14 protein-coding genes are annotated in these 17,161 nt (G+C 64.2%); 6 read left to right on the forward strand and 8 right to left on the reverse strand.

Annotated features, from left to right (window positions below):
• Positions 1–18: 18 nt before the first annotated feature.
• Complete coding sequence (locus BLQ01_RS10880; RefSeq protein WP_091551733.1) at positions 19–909, reverse strand: helix-turn-helix transcriptional regulator; 891 nt, start codon at positions 907–909, stop codon at positions 19–21.
• A gap of 128 nt (positions 910–1,037) precedes the next feature.
• Here BLQ01_RS10880 and BLQ01_RS10885 point away from each other — a divergent pair, with 128 nt between their 5' ends.
• Both BLQ01_RS10885 and hrpB read left to right on the forward strand, forming a co-directional pair.
• A complete protein-coding gene (locus BLQ01_RS10885) occupies positions 1,038–2,081 on the forward strand; it encodes an NAD(P)-dependent alcohol dehydrogenase (RefSeq protein ID WP_026540574.1) in 1,044 nt (347 codons plus the stop codon).
• The gene (hrpB, locus tag BLQ01_RS10890; protein ID WP_091551734.1) at positions 2,008–4,875 is read left to right on the forward strand and encodes an ATP-dependent helicase HrpB; all 2,868 of its coding nucleotides are present in this window, start codon (positions 2,008–2,010) and stop codon (positions 4,873–4,875) included. The genes BLQ01_RS10885 and hrpB overlap by 74 nt, the downstream gene beginning before the upstream one ends.
• Here the strand turns inward: hrpB and BLQ01_RS10895 are convergent.
• Both BLQ01_RS10895 and BLQ01_RS10900 read right to left on the reverse strand, forming a co-directional pair.
• The gene (locus BLQ01_RS10895) at positions 4,872–6,503 is read right to left on the reverse strand and encodes an amidohydrolase (RefSeq protein WP_091551736.1); all 1,632 of its coding nucleotides are present in this window, start codon (positions 6,501–6,503) and stop codon (positions 4,872–4,874) included. The genes hrpB and BLQ01_RS10895 overlap by 4 nt on opposite strands.
• Positions 6,493–7,950, reverse strand: coding sequence for an APC family permease (locus BLQ01_RS10900; RefSeq protein ID WP_091551738.1), 1,458 nt, complete (start codon positions 7,948–7,950; stop codon positions 6,493–6,495). Before BLQ01_RS10900 ends, BLQ01_RS10895 begins: the two co-directional genes overlap by 11 nt.
• A gap of 157 nt (positions 7,951–8,107) precedes the next feature.
• Between BLQ01_RS10900 and BLQ01_RS10905 the strand changes: the two genes are divergently transcribed.
• The 3 genes from BLQ01_RS10905 to BLQ01_RS10915 all read left to right on the forward strand — a co-directional run bounded on the left by BLQ01_RS10905 (position 8,108) and on the right by BLQ01_RS10915 (position 11,766).
• Positions 8,108–8,725, forward strand: coding sequence for a TetR/AcrR family transcriptional regulator C-terminal domain-containing protein (locus BLQ01_RS10905; RefSeq protein ID WP_026540578.1), 618 nt, complete (start codon positions 8,108–8,110; stop codon positions 8,723–8,725).
• 31 nt (positions 8,726–8,756) lie between these two features.
• Positions 8,757–9,491 carry a M50 family metallopeptidase gene (locus tag BLQ01_RS10910; RefSeq protein WP_091551740.1) on the forward strand — a complete coding sequence of 245 codons (735 nt, stop codon included), beginning with the start codon at positions 8,757–8,759 and terminating at the stop codon, positions 9,489–9,491.
• Positions 9,492–9,660: 169 nt separating this feature from the next.
• The gene (locus tag BLQ01_RS10915; protein ID WP_091551741.1) at positions 9,661–11,766 is read left to right on the forward strand and encodes an elongation factor G-like protein EF-G2; all 2,106 of its coding nucleotides are present in this window, start codon (positions 9,661–9,663) and stop codon (positions 11,764–11,766) included.
• Positions 11,767–11,801: 35 nt separating this feature from the next.
• Here the strand turns inward: BLQ01_RS10915 and BLQ01_RS10920 are convergent, their stop codons facing one another.
• Positions 11,802–12,464, reverse strand: a complete 663-nt coding sequence (locus BLQ01_RS10920) for an alpha/beta hydrolase family protein (protein ID WP_091551743.1) — start codon at positions 12,462–12,464, stop codon at positions 11,802–11,804.
• Positions 12,465–12,540: 76 nt separating this feature from the next.
• Between BLQ01_RS10920 and ligD the strand changes: the two genes are divergently transcribed.
• Positions 12,541–13,566, forward strand: a complete 1,026-nt coding sequence (gene ligD, locus BLQ01_RS10925; RefSeq protein ID WP_091551987.1) for a non-homologous end-joining DNA ligase — start codon at positions 12,541–12,543, stop codon at positions 13,564–13,566.
• 39 nt (positions 13,567–13,605) lie between these two features.
• On the opposite strand, the gene BLQ01_RS10930 is transcribed toward ligD, so the two are convergent.
• Genes BLQ01_RS10930 through BLQ01_RS10945 form a run of 4 tightly spaced genes read right to left on the reverse strand, consistent with a single transcriptional unit; the run spans position 13,606 to position 17,159 of the window.
• A complete protein-coding gene (locus BLQ01_RS10930; protein WP_026540583.1) occupies positions 13,606–14,226 on the reverse strand; it encodes an L-threonylcarbamoyladenylate synthase in 621 nt (206 codons plus the stop codon).
• A 20-nt stretch (positions 14,227–14,246) separates the two neighbouring features.
• Entirely contained in the window at positions 14,247–15,113 is an 867-nt protein-coding gene (locus BLQ01_RS10935; RefSeq protein ID WP_091551745.1) for an ABC transporter permease, read from the reverse strand.
• The gene (locus BLQ01_RS10940) at positions 15,103–16,074 is read right to left on the reverse strand and encodes an ABC transporter ATP-binding protein (protein ID WP_091551746.1); all 972 of its coding nucleotides are present in this window, start codon (positions 16,072–16,074) and stop codon (positions 15,103–15,105) included. Before BLQ01_RS10940 ends, BLQ01_RS10935 begins: the two co-directional genes overlap by 11 nt.
• The gene (locus BLQ01_RS10945) at positions 16,071–17,159 is read right to left on the reverse strand and encodes a LolA family protein (RefSeq protein WP_309803379.1); all 1,089 of its coding nucleotides are present in this window, start codon (positions 17,157–17,159) and stop codon (positions 16,071–16,073) included. Before BLQ01_RS10945 ends, BLQ01_RS10940 begins: the two co-directional genes overlap by 4 nt.
• Positions 17,160–17,161 lie beyond the last annotated feature (2 nt).

Raw genomic sequence — 17,161 nt, forward strand, 5'->3', positions numbered from 1 at the left:
GATTCTTTTGAAGGAGGCCTACTGGTAGTGACTGAGTGGCTCGAAGTCCCCTGATTGTGCCGGGGTCGTCGCTGCCCAGCTTGCCAGCAGCTGAAAGGCGTCCGCGGTGCCTGTACCGGGCTCGGCGTTGTATACGGTCAATGTCAGGCCAGAGTCCGCGGACAGCCCCAGTGCTTCGTACACCACGTGAAGGTCGCCTACCAGCCGGTGCCGGAACTGCTTCTTGCCGCTGAAGTGGAGCCGGACGTTGTGGGATGCCCACCGGACTCGAAAAGCCTCGTTGCGCGTGGACAGCTCACCAACCAGGTCACTCAATCCCCGGTCATAGGGATCGCGGCCGGCTTCAGTCCTCAGCATGGCCACCGTGTCGTTGGCGGCGCGTTCCCAGTCCGCATAGAAATCGTGGCTGCGGGGGTCCAGGAACAGGAAGCGGGCAAGGTTTGGGGGACCGGCCGGACTGTCGAAGATATCGGAGTACAACGCCCTGCCCATTGCATTGGCCGCGAGGATGTCCAAGCGGCCGTTGTGCACAAAGGCAGGGGCACCGGTAATCGCATCCAGGGTTAGTTGTACGCCCTGCCTGATCGATTGCTTCCGGACCGGACGACGCCGGGATTTGCCGCCGTCGCTGGCTGCACGGGCGAGGTCGAAGAGATGGGCGCGCTCGGCGTCGTCGAGCTGCAGGGCGCCGGCGAGCGATTCCAGGACGCTCTCCGAGGCCCCGGCCAGGTTTCCGCGTTCAAGACGGGTGTAGTACTCCACGCTCACACCAGCCAGCATGGCCACTTCGCCCCGGCGAAGTCCCGGAACGCGGCGGTTGCCGCCATAGACGGCAAGTCCAGCCTGCTCCGGAGTCAGCTTCGCCCTCCTGGTGGAAAGGAAGTCGCGGGTCTCGGTCCGGTTGTCCATAGCTCCTACGGTAATTCTTTTGTCCGGCTAAGGGAGTCCCTGCCATTACCCCTTACAGCAGTAACTCCTTGCGTTCAGGAAAACAGGGTTAGATGGAAATACCAACACGTTCACAACGCAGGAGAAACATGCCTACCGCTAACGCTTACGCTGCCCCCTCGGCTACGGGCGACCTGACCCTGACCACCATCGAGCGTCGGGAAGTCGGCACCAACGACGTCAGCATTGATATCAAGTTCGCCGGTATCTGCCACTCCGATATCCACACCGTCCGCGGCGATTGGGGTCCGCAGCAGTACCCGCTGGCCCCCGGCCACGAAATTGCCGGAATCGTCACCGAAGTTGGCTCCGGTGTCACCAAGCACAAGGTGGGCGACCGCGTGGGCGTCGGCTGCATGGTCAATTCCTGCAAGGAGTGCCGGAACTGCCTTGCCGGAGAAGAGCAGTACTGCCTCAAGGGAAACGTCGGCACGTACGGTTCCGTTGACCGCGACGGCACCATCACCCAGGGCGGCTACTCCAGCCATGTAGTGGTGAACGAGGACTTCGTTGTCACTATCCCGGAAGGCCTGGAACTCGACGTCGCAGCGCCGCTCCTCTGCGCCGGCATCACCACGTACTCACCGCTGCACCACTGGGGAGCGGGACCTGGCAAAAAGGTTGCCGTGGTGGGACTCGGCGGGCTCGGCCACATGGCCGTCAAGATCGCCCACGCCATGGGTGCCGAGGTCACGGTCCTCTCGCAGTCCCTGAAGAAGATGGAGGACGGTCTCAAGCTCGGCGCGGACCACTACTACGCCACCAGTGATCCCGCCACGTTCGAACAGCTCGGCGGCACTTTCGATCTCATCATCAACACCGTCAGTGCCTCGATCGATATCAGCGCCTATCTCCAACTGCTGACGCTCGACGGAAGCCTGGTCAACGTTGGAGCCCCGGCTGAGCCCCTTCCCGTCAACGTCTTCTCCTTGATTACGGGTCGCCGCCGCTTCGCTGGTTCAGCCATCGGTGGCATCCGCGAAACCCAGGAAATGCTCAACTTCTGCGCCGAACACGGCCTCGGTGCCGAGATCGAAGTCATCCCGGCAAGCAAGATCAATGAGGCGTACGAACGCGTACTGGCCTCTGACGTCCGCTACCGCTTTGTCATCGACGCTTCCACCATCGGCTAGGAAACGCCCGCAGAACCCTGCAGAACCCTGCGACCCACAGGAAAGGCCGCGCCAGGTCAACCCCGGCGTGGCCTTTCCTGTGCCGGGCAACAGGGACAATGGTGTGGTGACTTTCAGACTCGACACCATCGGCAAGGGGCTGGTCTTTGCCGGGTCGCTGGCAAAACTGGCTGCGGCGCTGGAACGTCAGGGCCAAGGTGGCGCAGCAGTGGTTCAGGCACCTCCCGGGACCGGCAAGACCACGTTGGTGCCGCCGCTGGTGGCCAACCTGCTCTCACAGTGGGCCTCCCGCGCCGAACCGCGGCTTTCCGGTCAGCAGCACAGCGCACACCCGCGTGTCGTGGTTACCCAGCCACGGCGTGTCGCCGCGCGCTCGGCGGCGCGCCGGCTCGCGGCATTGGACGGAAGCCGTGTCGGCGGCCGGGTGGGATACACCGTACGGGGCGAGAGCAAGACCACCCAGGAGACCGTGGTGGAATTCGTCACCCCAGGCATCCTCCTGCGTCGCCTCCTCAATGATCCCGGCCTGGAGGATGTCCACGCCGTGGTCCTGGATGAGGTTCACGAGCGGGGGCTCGACACAGACCTGCTGGTGGGCATGCTTGCCGAGGTCCGGGAGCTTCGGGACGACCTCGTGGTGATCGCAATGTCTGCCACCCTGGACACAGAGCGCTTTGCCGCCTTGTTGTTACAGGGCAGCACAGGGCACGACGACGGCGGCCCGGCTCCCGTTATCGACTCGCCTTCAGCACTGTTCCCCCTGGAGGTCCGGTGGGCTCCGGCGCGGGAGCACAGACTCAATGATCGGGGTGTGGCCCGCACCTTCCTGGATCACGTAGCCCGAACGGCTGCCACCGCCCATACCGAAGCCGTGGCAGCGAACCCTCGGGTGGACGCACTGGTCTTCCTGCCGGGAGCCCGTGAAGTGTCCGACGTCGCCAGTCGCCTTCGCGCCCAGGTTGCGCCGGGCGTGGAGGTACTTGAGTTGCACGGCCAGATCGGCCCCGACGCCCAGGACCGTGCCGTCTCAGGCCGCGAACCAGGTGGGCCACCGCGGATCATTGTCTCGACATCCTTGGCTGAATCCTCCCTCACCGTTCCCGGGGTGCGGTTGGTCATTGATTCGGGGCTGTCAAGGGAACCCCGGAGGGATGCAGGCCGTGGAATGTCCGGATTGGTGACTGTCTCCTGCTCGCGTGCGTCCGCTGATCAACGGGCCGGCCGTGCCGCGAGGCTAGGACCGGGCACAGTAGTGCGCTGCTACGACCAGCAGGCCTTTGCAGCTGCGCCGGCGCACCAAACGCCCGGGATTTCAGTAGCAGACCTTACTTCAGCCGCGCTGGTCCTTGCATGCTGGGGCGCCCCCGGAGGTCAAGGCCTGCGGCTGCCTGATCCGCCCCCACCCGGCGCCATGTCAGAGGCCGTCGAGGTGCTGCGGGGACTCGGCGCCGTTGCCAATGACGGAACCGCCACGGCAATCGGCAAGACACTGGCCCGCGTCCCCGCCGACCCCCGCCTGGCCCGTGCCCTGTTGGACGGCTCGCCAGTGGTAGGCATGCGTCCGGCGGCGGAAACGGTGGCTCTGGTTGCTGGAGACCAGCGTCCGCCTGGCGCTGACCTTACGGCATTGCTCAGGTCATTGAAATCGGGTTCGGACCCCGCCGCACGCCGTTTCGCCCAAGAAGCCGGCCGCATGGAGTCCATTGCCCGGCAGGAGGGGGCCGTCGTCGTGCCTTCACGTCCCGGGACGGAGGTCACAGCGAGGGAGGCGGCCGGATTTGTGGTGGCCCTTGCCTTCCCCGACCGGGTGGCGCGTCGCGTTCCCGGGGATGGCTCCACCACCTACCTGTTGGCCTCCGGGACCCGGGCAGGCCTGCCAGCCGGAAGCCCGTTGACCGGGCACGAGTGGTTGGCCGTGGCCGAAGTCTCGCGCGCCCAAGGCCGTGACGCTGCGGGAACGGGCGCTGTCATCCGCTCAGCCGCACCCCTGTCAGCGGACCTTGCCGAAGCGGCAGCCCCGAATTCCAGGGTCGATGAAGTGCGGGCGAAGTTTGACCAGGGGAAAGTGACCGCACGGCTCGAACGCAGGTTGGGCGCCATTGTTTTGTCCTCAACGCCGGTCCGCCCCAGCGCTGAAACCGGGCGCAAGGCCGTGGGGGAGGCATTGGCGCAAACCGGATTGGCAATGATTGGTTGGTCAACCGGGGCCGATGCCCTGCGGCGGCGATTGGCGCTGCTGCATCGAGAGCTCGGCGCGCCGTGGCCCGATGTCAGCGAAGCCGGCCTGCTGGCAAGGCTGGATGACTGGTTGGCCCCGGAACTTGAAAAGATCGCCACTGGGAGCCCGGTCAAGTCGATCAACCTGGCCGAGCCCCTGCGCAGGCTGTTGCCTTGGCCCGAAGCCGCCCGCTTGGACACCCTTGCTCCCGAGCGCCTGGAGGTTCCCAGCGGTTCGCATATCCGGATCGATTATCCCGAGGTGCCGGACGCCGGCAGGGACGAGCACGACGCCGGGAGGCCGGTGGTGGCGGTCAAGCTTCAGGAATGCTTCGGCTGGGACCGCACGCCACGGCTGGTCGATGGCCGGGTACCTGTGCTGTTCCACCTTCTGTCCCCGGCCGGCAGGCCGCTGGCGGTCACTGACGACCTCGCTTCTTTCTGGTCCGGCCCGTACTCCCAGGTCCGGGCCGAGATGCGCGGGCGCTACCCCAAGCATCCCTGGCCCGAAGACCCTTGGACTGCGACGGCCACCGCCAGGACCAAGAACAGGATGCAGTCAGGGCCGTCCCGCTAGGCCAGTCGCTCCAGCATGAACTGGATCTCCCCGTCCACGAACGTTCCAAGGACCACACTGGCGGCGAGCTCGTCGGGGTCGGTGGTCAGGGGGTCAGCTTCGAAGGCTGTGAAGTCTGCCCGCTTGCCCACTGTAATGGAGCCTGAAACATCCCACAGGCCGGCGGCTTTTGCCGCGTGCGAGGTATAACCCTCCAGGGCCTGCATCGCGGTGAGCCCTTGGGCCGGCGCTATGGGTTCCAGCTCGGGATGTCCGGATCGCCGCCTCAACTGTGCATCCGCGATGATGGGAAGCGGTGCAAAAGGTGCGATTGGCCAGTCCGAGCCGATGCCCAAAGTCACCCCGGCATCGCGCAGGTCCCTGCAGCGCCAACCCCGGCCGGCACGTTCGGCGCCCAAGCGGGTGGACCAATTATCGCTGTGGTCCGCTGCTGAGTAGTGGGTGCAGTGTGTTGGTTGCATACTGGCCACCACTCCCGCACCCCTGAAACGCTCCACAAGTCTGTCCGGAACTGTCTCGATGTGTTCAATGCGGTGGACCGTCCGGCGGAGGACATCTGCCGGAACGGATCCCTGCAACGATTCCAACGCATCCAGGACATGCTCCACCCCGGCATCTCCGATCGCATGCGTGGCCGTAGGGATGCCGCGGGAGGCGAAGTAGCTGACAGCGGCCGAGTACTCTTCAGGTCGCGGCCAGAACGGAGCAGTCGATTGTCCGTAGATATCGGGTTCGTAAAGCCAGGCGGTTCCGTTGTCCACAGTTCCATCGACGAACAGCTTGATGGCCTCCACCGACCACCGCCGGCCACCGGTTCCCACAGAGCGGGCAAGTTCCTTCCAATCAGACTCATTGCTGCCCGGCATGCACCAAGGAGCGCTGCGCAGCCGCAAAGGCAGCCCGCCGTCGGCCTCCAAAGCCTGTAAAAGACGTGCGGATTCTTCGCTGTGGTCCATGATGTGCCCGCCGGTCAGTCCCGATTTGGCGAAGTCCTGCAGGAGGGCTGCGAGCCTGGCCTTCCGTTCGCCGAAGGACTCCTGGGGGATGTGCCGCTGGACCAGTTCCATGGCGGCTGCTTCGAGGAGGAGGCCGGTGGGGACGCCGTCTGCATCGCAGACCACCTCCGATGCCTGCTCGAATTCGTACCTGCCATGGATGCCTGCCAACTCCAATGCCTGGCTGTTGGCCAGGGCTGAATGGCCATCGAACAAGCGGATCATCGCGGGTTTTTCTCCGCTGACCCGGTCCAGGACACTGCGGTGCAACGGGACGTTGCCAAACGCGTTCGGGTTCAGGCCCCAACCACGCAACCAGCCGCCGTCGTGCTGTGCTTGGGACTGAAGCAGCGCGCGCACCTCATCCAGTGTGGCGGCGCCTGATAAATCAACGCCTATGGTCAGGTCCAGGCCAAATACAGGGTGGATATGGCAGTCCACCAGCCCCGGTGTCAGTGTTGCGTTGCCAAGGTCCACCACCCGGGTGCCCTCGTGTGCCCAGTCCTGGGCGTCACTCCGGCTTCCGACGGCGGTGACCACGCCGTCGCGGACGGCAACTGCCTGGAGGGAATCAGTGCCACGGCCGTCCATGGTGTGGATGGTGCCGGCGAGGACTATGAGGTCAGGAGTCATGTTTTTCGAAGCTTCCAATCCGTGCAAAAACGTCAGGTCGGGTGGTACGCAGGCGCCGGGCGATCAGCAAGCCTGCAAGGAAAACAAGGGGGGTCACCAGCAGGAGGAGGGCGTTGGTCAGGGCATCGGCAAACGTAAGGAGTTCGATGTTGACCGCGATCAAGGCCACCACTCCGAATAGCAGGATGGCAGAGGCTACGCTGACCGGCACCAGAAGCCGGTGGGTCACGGCATCAGGATTCCGGCGCAAGTAGATGATCGCCGCTACCGAAACCAGGCCTTGCAGGGCAACAATCCCCACGATGCCTGGAGTATTCACCCAGATCAGCAGCTGCTTGTAGGGGTCTGCGCCGGCGATTGCGCACATGATGATGACGACGGCGGCCAGCACGGTCTGGATCTGACCGGCACGATGCGGGGACTTGTATTTGGGATGGGTCCTGCCGAGGAAGGCGGGGAGGACGCCGTCCTTGGCGAGCATGTAGACATAGCGGTTGATGGCGTTGTGGAATGCCAGCTGCGAGGCGTAGACGCTGGTGACGATCAGCACGTACATGACCACCTCGGCCCACGGGCCGACGTACTGGTTGATGGTGGCGAAGAACATTCCGTCGGCCAGCTCACCGGCAGCGGCAACAACATTTCCGTCCCCGAAGGCCTGGATGACGGTCCAGACGATGAAGGCATAGAACACTGACATGAATCCGACGGCGATGTAGGTTGCGCGGGGGACGGACCTGTCCGGGTTGCGGGCCTCGCGCCGATACAGCACGGTGGATTCGAAGCCCATGAAGGCCGCGAAACAGATCGCCAGAATGGCCAGGACGCCGGGGGTGAAGGCGTGTTCGGGGGTGAAAGAGGCAAAACTGATGCCGGAAGCTCCGCCTTGGGCCAGTATCGCGATGCCCATGACGCCCAAAATGGCAGATTCTGCGATGAGGAGGACGCCAAGGACCTTCGCGCCGACGTCAATGCCGCGGTATCCGAGCAGCCAGACTGCGGCTATGGCTGCCAAGGCGACCACGGGCCAAGGCACGTCGAGGCCAAAGAGAGTACGGAGCATGGCTTGTGTTTGGACGGCGAACAGACCGTAGACGCCGATCTGGAGGCAGTTGTAGGACACGATAGCCAGGATGGCCGCGGCCAAACCCACGGTCCTTCCCATGGCGAGGCTGATGTAGGTGTAGAAACCACCGGCTGCTTTGACGTGCTTGGTCATGGCCATGAAGGAGAAGGCGAAGACCAGCAGGACTGCTCCGGCAATGACGTAGCCCATAGGGGCGCCGATGCCCCCGATGCCTATGGCCACAGGGGCTACGCCGGCCATCACTGTCAGGGGTGCCGCGGCGGAGATTACCAAGAAGGCGATGCCGCCGGTACCGATCGCATTGCGTTTGAGCCCGTTGCCGGCATCTGCTGCCGGCGGGCGGGTTTCGAGGTCAGACATGGGGATCCTCTGGGGCTGGGGGAAGAAGCTGTTCGGGAATTGCCGATCATTAAGCGAAAGGCTTTCGTTTAGATTAGGGCCTTGTGATCCGGAGCACAATACCTGGAAGAAAAGTTCTGGCTAGAGTCGTAACAACAACATGAATGGAGATACCCGTATGGCACGCCCGCTGGTCCCGCTGATATCCATCGATGCACTCGTCACCGCCGCCCTTGAGTTGGTGGACGAGGCAGGGGACTTCAGCCTGCCCAAACTGGCCAAGCGGATCGGCGTGAGCCAGTCCTCCATTTACAACCACGTCAGCGGACGGGAAGAAATCCTTGAGTTGATGCGTGGCCGGATCATCGCCGAAAGCCCCTATGCGCTGGAGGACGGGCACGACTGGGAAGCTTCGCTTCGCACGATTGTCCGCAGTTACCGCGATGCCTTCGCACGCCATCCAAAACTCGCGCCACTGTTGGTGCTCCAAACAGTGCAGGATGACAAGGTGATGGGACTCTACGAGGACCTGGCTGTGGCATTGGAAGCCGCCGGGTTCCGCGGCCGGGACGTGATGTCGGCGATTTCCACCATTGACAGTTTCGCCCTGGGTTTTGCCTTGGACCTTGCAGCGCCGGAGGTCGTCTGGGCGCCACCGGCACAGGGGTACCCTGCCCTCACCAATGCCCTGGCTTTCGCAGGACCGGCTGGTGAACGCGGCGAGGCAGCCTTCGATTTCGGCCTCGAGATCCTCGTCGCCGGTTTGCATTCGCGCCTGCAGTCAACCGTGCTGTGACGTTGATGGTGCCGGGGATCCGGAAAGCCCCATGATCATCCTTGACACATGGTGGGAGGCGGTGGTCCGCGGATTCACGGACGTCCAGACCACAGCGGTCCCGCTACCGGCCCTGCTGGGGATCCTGGCATGTGCGGTAGTGCTGAGCATTCCGCGCATCACCTGGCGCTGGTTCGGCTTGTACGTCACCTTCGTGCACGAGCTTGGCCACGCCTACGCAGCACTGATGACCGGGCGATTTGTCCACGGACTCCGGATCGGTCTTGACCATTCCGGGCGGCTTGTCAGCAGTGGACGCAGTGCGTTCGGTGCGGCTTGGTCGGGGTTTTGGGGTTACCCGGCGCCTGCCGTGGTTGGCTTTGGACTGATCGCCGCATTCGCGGCCGGCCGTTCCGGGGCGGCGATGTCCGTAGGGGCTTTGATCCTGCTGGTCTCGCTGATCTTCCTCAGAAACGCCACCGGCATTTTGGTGGCTGTGGTGAGCGCGGCAACTGCCCAACTGCTGATCCTGTTCGCTACTCCTGCGGCAGTGAACTACGTCGTCCTGGCACTTGGCGTTGCCCTCTCGGTGGGGGGCGTCCGCGACCTCCTTAAACTGGCCGGGGTACACACCCGCCGCCGGGACAGGCTGGCGGCATCGGACGCCTTCATTCTGGGCCGAACCACGGGCATTCCGGCCTTCGTATGGTTGGCCGGCTTCACCGTGGTGATCCTCGGATGCGCTGCAGCTTCTGCGTGGTTGCTGTGGGGGATGCTGGCCGTTTAGTGTGCAGCACACCCTGCGCTCCGCGCCCTCCAACAACGGGCCGCCGGCCAGCGGCAGGTTTTGCCCCCGTCAGCCCTTGCCATGTGGCCGCCCAGGGTGTCCAATCCTGTAAAGGGTTCGAACCGTACGTGTTCGGACTCCTGCCGGGAATCAGCACCAGGAGGTGCCCATGTCCGCGAGGGGCGCACGGGAAACACCAAAGGCAAGCGCAACCGGAATGCCGGAGGCCCGAAGGAGTGACACTGGAGCGGCCCTGGCAGCAAGTGAACCGGCCCGAATACGGAACGTCGCCCTCGTAGGCCATTCGGGAGCCGGTAAGACCATGCTGGTGGAATCGTTGCTCGCCGCGACGGGGGCCATCACCAGGATGGGATCCATCAGCGAAGGGACCACAGTCGGCGATTCCGACCCTTCCGCGATCCACCAGCAACGGTCCGTGAGCATGTCAGTGGCGCCGATAGTGGTGGGCGGTGTCAAGGTCAATTTGATCGATACCCCCGGCTACACCGATTTCACCGGTGAACTGCGGGCTGGTTTGAGGGCTGCCGACGCGGCCCTTTTTGTTGTGTCGGCAGTGGACGGCATCGATGCCGCGACCGTGGCCCTGTGGGGCGAATGCGGGAAAGTGGGCATGCCAAGGGCCGTGGTCATCAGCAAACTGGACCATCCGCGCGGCGACTTCAGTGCCGCCGTCGCGCGGTGCCGGGAGGCCTTTGGGGAAGCAGTCCTGCCGTTGTACCTTCCTGCGGTGGGCAATGCCGGCCTTGTGGCCATACTTGGCGCCCCCTCCGATGGGGATCAGGCACCAGTGACCTCTGTTGATGAGGCTCGTGGGCCATTAATCGAAGGGATCATTGCCGAGAGCGAGGACGAAACCCTCATGGACCGGTACCTGGGCGGGGAGGAGTTGCCGCTGGCGGACCTCATCCAGGACCTGGAGACAGCTGTAGCGCGGGGGAGCTTCTTCCCCGTTATACCCACCTCGGCAGAGACCGGGGTGGGCCTTTCGGAGCTGATGGATCTGCTGGTTGATGCGTTGCCCTCACCCATGGAACGCGCTGCCCCTGCCGTGATGGCATTGGACGGAAAGTCCATCAAGCCGCTGGCCTGCGATCCTTCAGGGCCGTTGGCCGCCGAGGTGGTGCGGACCACCGTGGATCCGTTCCTGGGCCGTGTTTGCTTGGTGCGTGTCTTTTCCGGGACCCTTCGGGAAGATTCCTCGATCCATATTGGCGGCAGGGGACTCGCGGACAGGGGCCACGAGGACCATGACGCTGACGAACGCGTCACCCACCTCTACGCGCCGGTGGGCTCCGGCCTGAAGGCCGTTCCGCAATGTGTCGCGGGGGACATTTGTGCCATCAGCAAACTTGCCGGCGCCGAGACCGGGGATACCGTCTCAGGCAGGGAAGCGCCGCTGCTGATCGAGACGTGGAATATGCCCGAGCCGTTGATGCCCATTGCGATAGAAGGCGCGTCAAGGAGCGACGAGGACGTGCTGGCGAAGAGCATCGGAAAAGTAGCGGCCGCAGACCCAACGCTTCGCTTGGAACGCAACCCCGACACCCACCAACTCATCCTGTGGTGCATGGGTGAAGCCCATGCCGAGGTGGTCCTTGACAGGCTGCGCGGCCAGGGCGTCAAGCTGCAGACCGTGGACGTCATCACGCCACTCAGGGAGACATTTGCCACCAAAGCCGCAGGGCACGGGCGGCACGTCAAACAATCAGGGGGACACGGGCAGTTTGCAATCTGCGACATCGAGGTGGAGCCCCTTGCCCGGGGTGAAGGTTTCGCTTTCACCGACAAGATCGTTGGCGGTGCGATCCCCGCAACATTCGTTGCCAGTGTTGAGAAAGGTGTCCGTTCCCAGATGCTCAAGGGAGTATCTGCCGGGTTCCCGGTGGTGGATATCAGGGTGACGTTGGTTGGCGGCAAGACCCACAGCGTTGACTCCTCGGACGCGGCCTTCCAGGCAGCCGGCGCACTGGCCCTTCGCGAAGCAGCGGCGGCCGCCAAAATGCAGCTGCTGGAACCTGTGTCCTCAGTTGTAGTCAGCGTCCCTGATGAGTACGTGGGGGCGGTGATGAGCGATCTTTCCGGGCGGCGCGGCCGGGTCACCGGCACTGACGCAGCCGTTGGCGAGGGAGCGGAGATCAGTGCTGAAGTGCCGGATCAGGAACTCCTGCGCTACGCCATCGAACTGCGTGCGCTCACCGCCGGTACGGGACGTTTCCGGCGGGCCTACCTTCGCCACGAGCCCGTGCCAAAATAGTCCGGGGCCCCGGAGCAGGGTTTTTGCCTTCCAGGTCAGTTTGCGCGCATGAAGGCAGCCACCGCCGGTGCCAGCGATGCCCCGGTCTCGGCCGCCCCGCGTTTAAGGCCCTTCACCGCGAACGAATGGTCACCCCCGTCGCTCCACTGGAGCGTCGCCGTCGGGCCTATCTTTTCCACCACGGCCTCCAACAATTCCGGCGTGGCAAACGTATCGCGCGTCCCTTGGAGGAACAGCATGGGCACCTTGATGCCGTAGAGGTGTTCATCGCGCAGCTTTTCCGGTTTGCCCGGGGCGTGCAAAGGGTAGCCGAGGTACACCAGTCCGCGGGCAGGCATGCCCTCACCCACAGCCATGGATGCCATGCGCCCTCCGAAGGATTTGCCTCCCGCCCAGACAGGGCCGCCGTCACCAAGCCCAGCGGCCACAGCCATCACCTCGCGCCAAGTGGAGATGGACAGCGGCGGACGGTCAGGGAACCGGCGTCCCGCTTCGCGGTAGGGAAAGTTGAAGCGCAGGGTAGCTACGCCCTCATGAGCCAGGGCTTCCGCGAAACCTTGGAGGAAGGGATGTTCCATTCCTGCCCCGGCGCCGTGGGCCACCACCAAGGTGGCGAAAGGGTTCTCCGGCCGGAGGTGAATGGCGGAGATGTTTGATTCTCCGACAGCAATGGTGAGGGGTGTTTCGGTGCTTGCCATATCTCCATCATTGCCCACCACACCGAAAATACCGTGGGTGCTGACGTGTGGGCCATTAACGGGGTAGCTTGTGGCCATGGCCAGCGAAGCAACCACCGTTACAGTGCCCGGTCCCCACGGCCCCCGGGAGGTCAGGATTTCCAGTCCAAGCCGGGTGATGTGGCCCGCGGCGGGAGTGACCAAGCTGGACCTCGCCAACTATCTCATCGACGTCGGAGAGGCGTTTGTGGCCGCCAACGGGAACCGGCCGATCAGTCTTCAACGCTATTCGGGCAACATCGAGGGCGAGATGTTCTTCTCGAAGAATCCGCCCAAGGGTGCTCCGGACTATGTCCGTTCCGTCCCCGTGACCTATCCCAGCGCCCGGTCCCATCCGCAGCTGGTGATCGATGAGCCTGCTGCAGCGGTATGGGCGGCGCAAATGAACACTGTGGTCTTCCACCCCTGGGCCTCCCGGGCCGATGACCCCGATAATCCGGACCAGCTGCGGATAGACCTTGATCCCCAGCCGGGAACCGATTTCGACGACGCCATCCCGGCCGCCCTGGAGCTCCGGTCAGTGCTGGAAGAAGCCGGCCTGACAGCATTCATCAAGACCTCCGGCAACCGCGGGCTGCACGTCTACGCGCCGATCCACCCCAAGCACGAATTCCTTGACGTGCGCCATGCGGTGATCGCCGCTGGCCGTGAGTTGGAGCGGCGTATGCCGGACAAGGTCACCACCGCGTGGTGGAAAGAGGAACGCGGGACGCGGATCTTTGTGGACTTCAACCAGGCCAACCGGGACCGGACCATAGCGGGGGCCTACAGCCCGCGCGCCGTTCCCACGGCCCAGGTCTCTTGCCCGCTGACCTGGGATGAGCTGGAGAGTGCCGATCCCGCTATGTACACCATCGCCACGGTTCCGGACCGACTGGCGAAGACCGGCGACCCGTGGTCGTCCATGCACGATCACCCCGGCGATATCGACGTGCTGCTGTCCTGGTGGGAGCGGGACGTCGGAAACGGCCAGGGTGAGATGCCCTTCCCGCCGGAATTCCCCAAAATGCCGGGCGAGCCGATGCGTGTTCAGCCGAGCCGGGCACGCAAGCCGGAGGAGTAAGCCGGGAGGCTGAGTGCCGGAACCAGCCGCCGGCTGGGGTTACTCGAAACGCGAAGTATCGCCCATGCCGCGCCGCACCACCTCTGCGACTCCGCTGGAGAAGTCGATCACGGTGGTGGGTTCCGAGCCGGTGTCGCCCGCGTCAATGACACCATCAACCTGGTTGTCCAGGCGCTCCTTGATTTCCCAGCCCTGGGTCAGCGGCTCTTCCTCATCCGGCAACAGGAGTGTGCTGGAGAGCAAAGGCTCACCAAGTTCGGCCAACAGTGCCTGGACTACCTTGTGGTCGGGAATGCGGACGCCCACGGTTTTCTTCTTGGGATGCAGCAGGCGTTTTGGCACTTCGCGGGTGGCAGGGAGGATAAAGGTGTAACTGCCGGGGGTGACGGCCTTGATGCTCCTGAAGATGTCGTTGTCCAGCATCACGAACTGCCCCATCTGGGCGAAGTCCTTGCACACCAGGGTGAAGTGGTGTTTGTCGTCCAGGTGCCGGATGGTCCTGATGCGGTCCAGGGCTTCCCGGTTGCCGATCTGCGCCCCCAGCGCGTAGCAGGAGTCGGTGGGGTAGGCGATCAGGCCGCCGCCTTGGAGCATATTCACCACTTGGCCGATGGCGCGTGGTTGTGGATCTTCAGGGTGAACGTCAAAGAATCTGGCCATGGGAAGAGCCTACGACAAAGCTATGACAACACGTCCTTGGTGGAGAATTTCGCATAGGCCAGCGCGCCGCACACGGCGATGTATCCGGCCTGGAGGGTGGCGTTCGCGGCAAAGGATGTCCAGGAGATCGGCTGCCGCAGCAGATCGGCGAATCCCAGCCAATGATGGCTGAAGAGCCACGGGTGCAGCCACTCAAGCTGGGGGAGGTTGTCCAATACCTGTGAAACGACTGAAAGGACGATGGTGGCGGCCATTGCTCCGACAGGCACGTCCGTGAAGGTCGAAATCAGCAGGCCGATTGCCGACAACCCCAGGAGCGAGACCGTGATGTAGGCAGCAATCAGCAGGGTCCTCACGCCGGCCTCGCCTACGCTGATCGTGTCACCGGACAGCAGCGTCACCGGCCCTACTGGAAAGAGTACGACTCCGGCCAAGGCGCCGGACGCTGCCACGGCAGCAGTGGCGGCGCAACAGAAGACGACGGCTCCGGCATATTTGACCAACAACAGGCGGATCCGCCCCGCTGGAGCCAACAGGAGGTATCGGAGGGTTCCAACGTTCGCCTCTCCGGCGATGGTGTCACCGGCCACCACTCCAACAGTCAGCGGCAGGAACAGAGGAACGCACACCACCAAAGCAGTCACGGCAACGAAGAGGCCGTTCTGGGTGATGCGATCCAGAAAGAGTGGTCCCCGTCCGGGTGTGGTGGGTCGGGACGACAATTTTACGGCCACGGCAATCAGGAGGGGAACGGCAGCAAGGGCGATCAGCATGGCCCACGTGCGGAGCCTGTGGAACAGCACTGACAACTCGGAGCCCAGCAGTGCCCAACCGGCTGCCGGCCGGACGTACGCCGGGGGCCGTTGCCCGGAAGATTCAGCCGACAACGTCGAACCCCTCCCCGGTCAAAGACACAAAGCGTTCTTCCAGGCTCGCATTTTCCACAGCGAAGCCACGGACCCTGACGCCCCCTTCAACCAGTGCGGCCACAATCGCTTCAGGTGCCAAGCCACTAAGCCCCGTGCCCAGCAGGGCTGTGGTTCCCGGGCGGCTCACGGTGCCGGGAGCGTCGCCAGGGACCAACCCGAGGCGGGCCAGGACGCTGGAAGCACGTTCGGCGTCGGGCGTCTGAACCACAACGCGGGCCTGCCCGGCCGAGCGCAGCTCCTCCAAGGGACCTTGGGCCACCAAACGCCCGGCGCTCATCACCCCAACGTCCGTGCACATTTGTTCCACCTCAGCGAGCAAGTGGCTGGAAACGAACACTGTGGTCCCGCCCGCGGCCAGGGAACGAACCAAGCTCCTCACTTCACGCGTGCCCTGGGGATCCAGTCCATTGGTTGGTTCGTCAAGGACCAGCAGTTCCCGCGGCCGGAGCATTGCATTGGCAAGGCCAAGCCGCTGCTTCATGCCCAAAGAATAGGTGCGGACCTTCTTGGCCGCAGCGTGGCCGAGCCCCACACGCTCCAGTGCGTCATTGACCCGTTGGCGCCTGGTGGAGGATGAAGCATGGCGGTCGGCCGAATCCAAGCGCATCAGGTTGCCCCGTCCCGAGAGGAACGGATAGAAACCGGGGCCCTCCACCAGGGCGCCGACTTCAGGCAGGACCACGGCGAGCGACTTCGGCATGTCCTGGCCGAGCACGCGGATCTCGCCGCTGCTTGCCGAAGCCAGTCCCAGCAGCACCCGGATAGTGGTGGTCTTACCTGAACCGTTGGGACCAAGGAAGCCGTAGACAGAGCCGCGCGGAACCGCAAGGTCGATTCCCTCGACGGCGGAGCGGTGACCAAAGCGCTTGATGAGGCCGTGTGTTTCTATGGCAAAGTCTCTGGGGGCGGCTTCGCTCACAGGGCGGCAGCCGCTGACTGAAGCCGTTCCAGAGGCACCATGCCGGCAAAGACGCGGCCGTCGTCGAGAATCAGGACGCTGAGCAGTGACGTCGTCAACGCCCGGCCGCCGGAAACTGGTTGCAGTGCCTGGGCCAGTTGCGGATTGGCCGTGAACGCTGCCGGCGCAGCGCCTGCCGGCAGGGCAATGACTGCGTCCCAGCCCTGACCAATCACGGTGGGTCGGGGTCTGTCGGGTTTCTGGCTGTCCTGGGGCGTGGGCGCCGTGGGTGCCGCCATTGCAGGTGCGGGCCTGGCGGGCAGGACCTTCTCCGTCACGGTGGACCCTGGGGGCGGGGTGAACTCGAACAGGGCAGCCTCGGGGACAGTCAGGCTCAGCTCCGTAAATGCCAGCGAATACGCGGGGTCCTCCTGACCCTTGGCCCTGACTTCCACACCCAGCGTCAGGCCTGTTTCAGCATCGACGTCGATTGCCACGGAGTCAACCAGGGTGGAGGCGGCACGGGGGCGCAGGCTGAGCCGGTAAGCACTCCGGCCGGCAACCGTAGAAGACTCGTCAACCGAGACCTCTGTGCTGGCTTCAATGCCTGCCAGCAAACGGTTTGCCATGGACCCGGGCGTGGGCAAGTCCCGGGGAGCCATGTCTACTGCTCCGGTGGGCATCGGTGCCGTGAAGTGGACGGCGCTGTTATCCGTCGAATTGTAGAACCATACGCCCCGTCCATTGACAACCACGTCACGCTCGGCCATGCGGTCCATGACCTGGAAACGGGCCTTGGACGGGCCGTCCACATAGACGCGGGCCGTGTGGGTCCCGGTCAACAATTCCATGGCCGGGACTGCACCTGGGGTGGTTCCGGGGCCGGCAGCCGGCATTTCCGGCAATCCCAACGCCGCGGATTGTTCCAGGGTGCCGGAGAAATCGCGGACCTCGCTGTGTGCCACCATTGCCAGGATTTCTTCGGCGGTCTTGTCAGGCAAGGACGCAGCGGCACCGGCTTGGATGGAGCCGAACGCCACAGTCATCGCGGCAACAACCGAAACCACCACGGCAGGCAGCCACCGCTGCTTGGATCGCGTCACCATCA

The sequence above is a fragment of the Arthrobacter sp. UNCCL28 genome (genome assembly GCF_900102805.1).
Lineage (GTDB): Bacteria > Actinomycetota > Actinomycetes > Actinomycetales > Micrococcaceae > Arthrobacter > Arthrobacter nicotinovorans_A.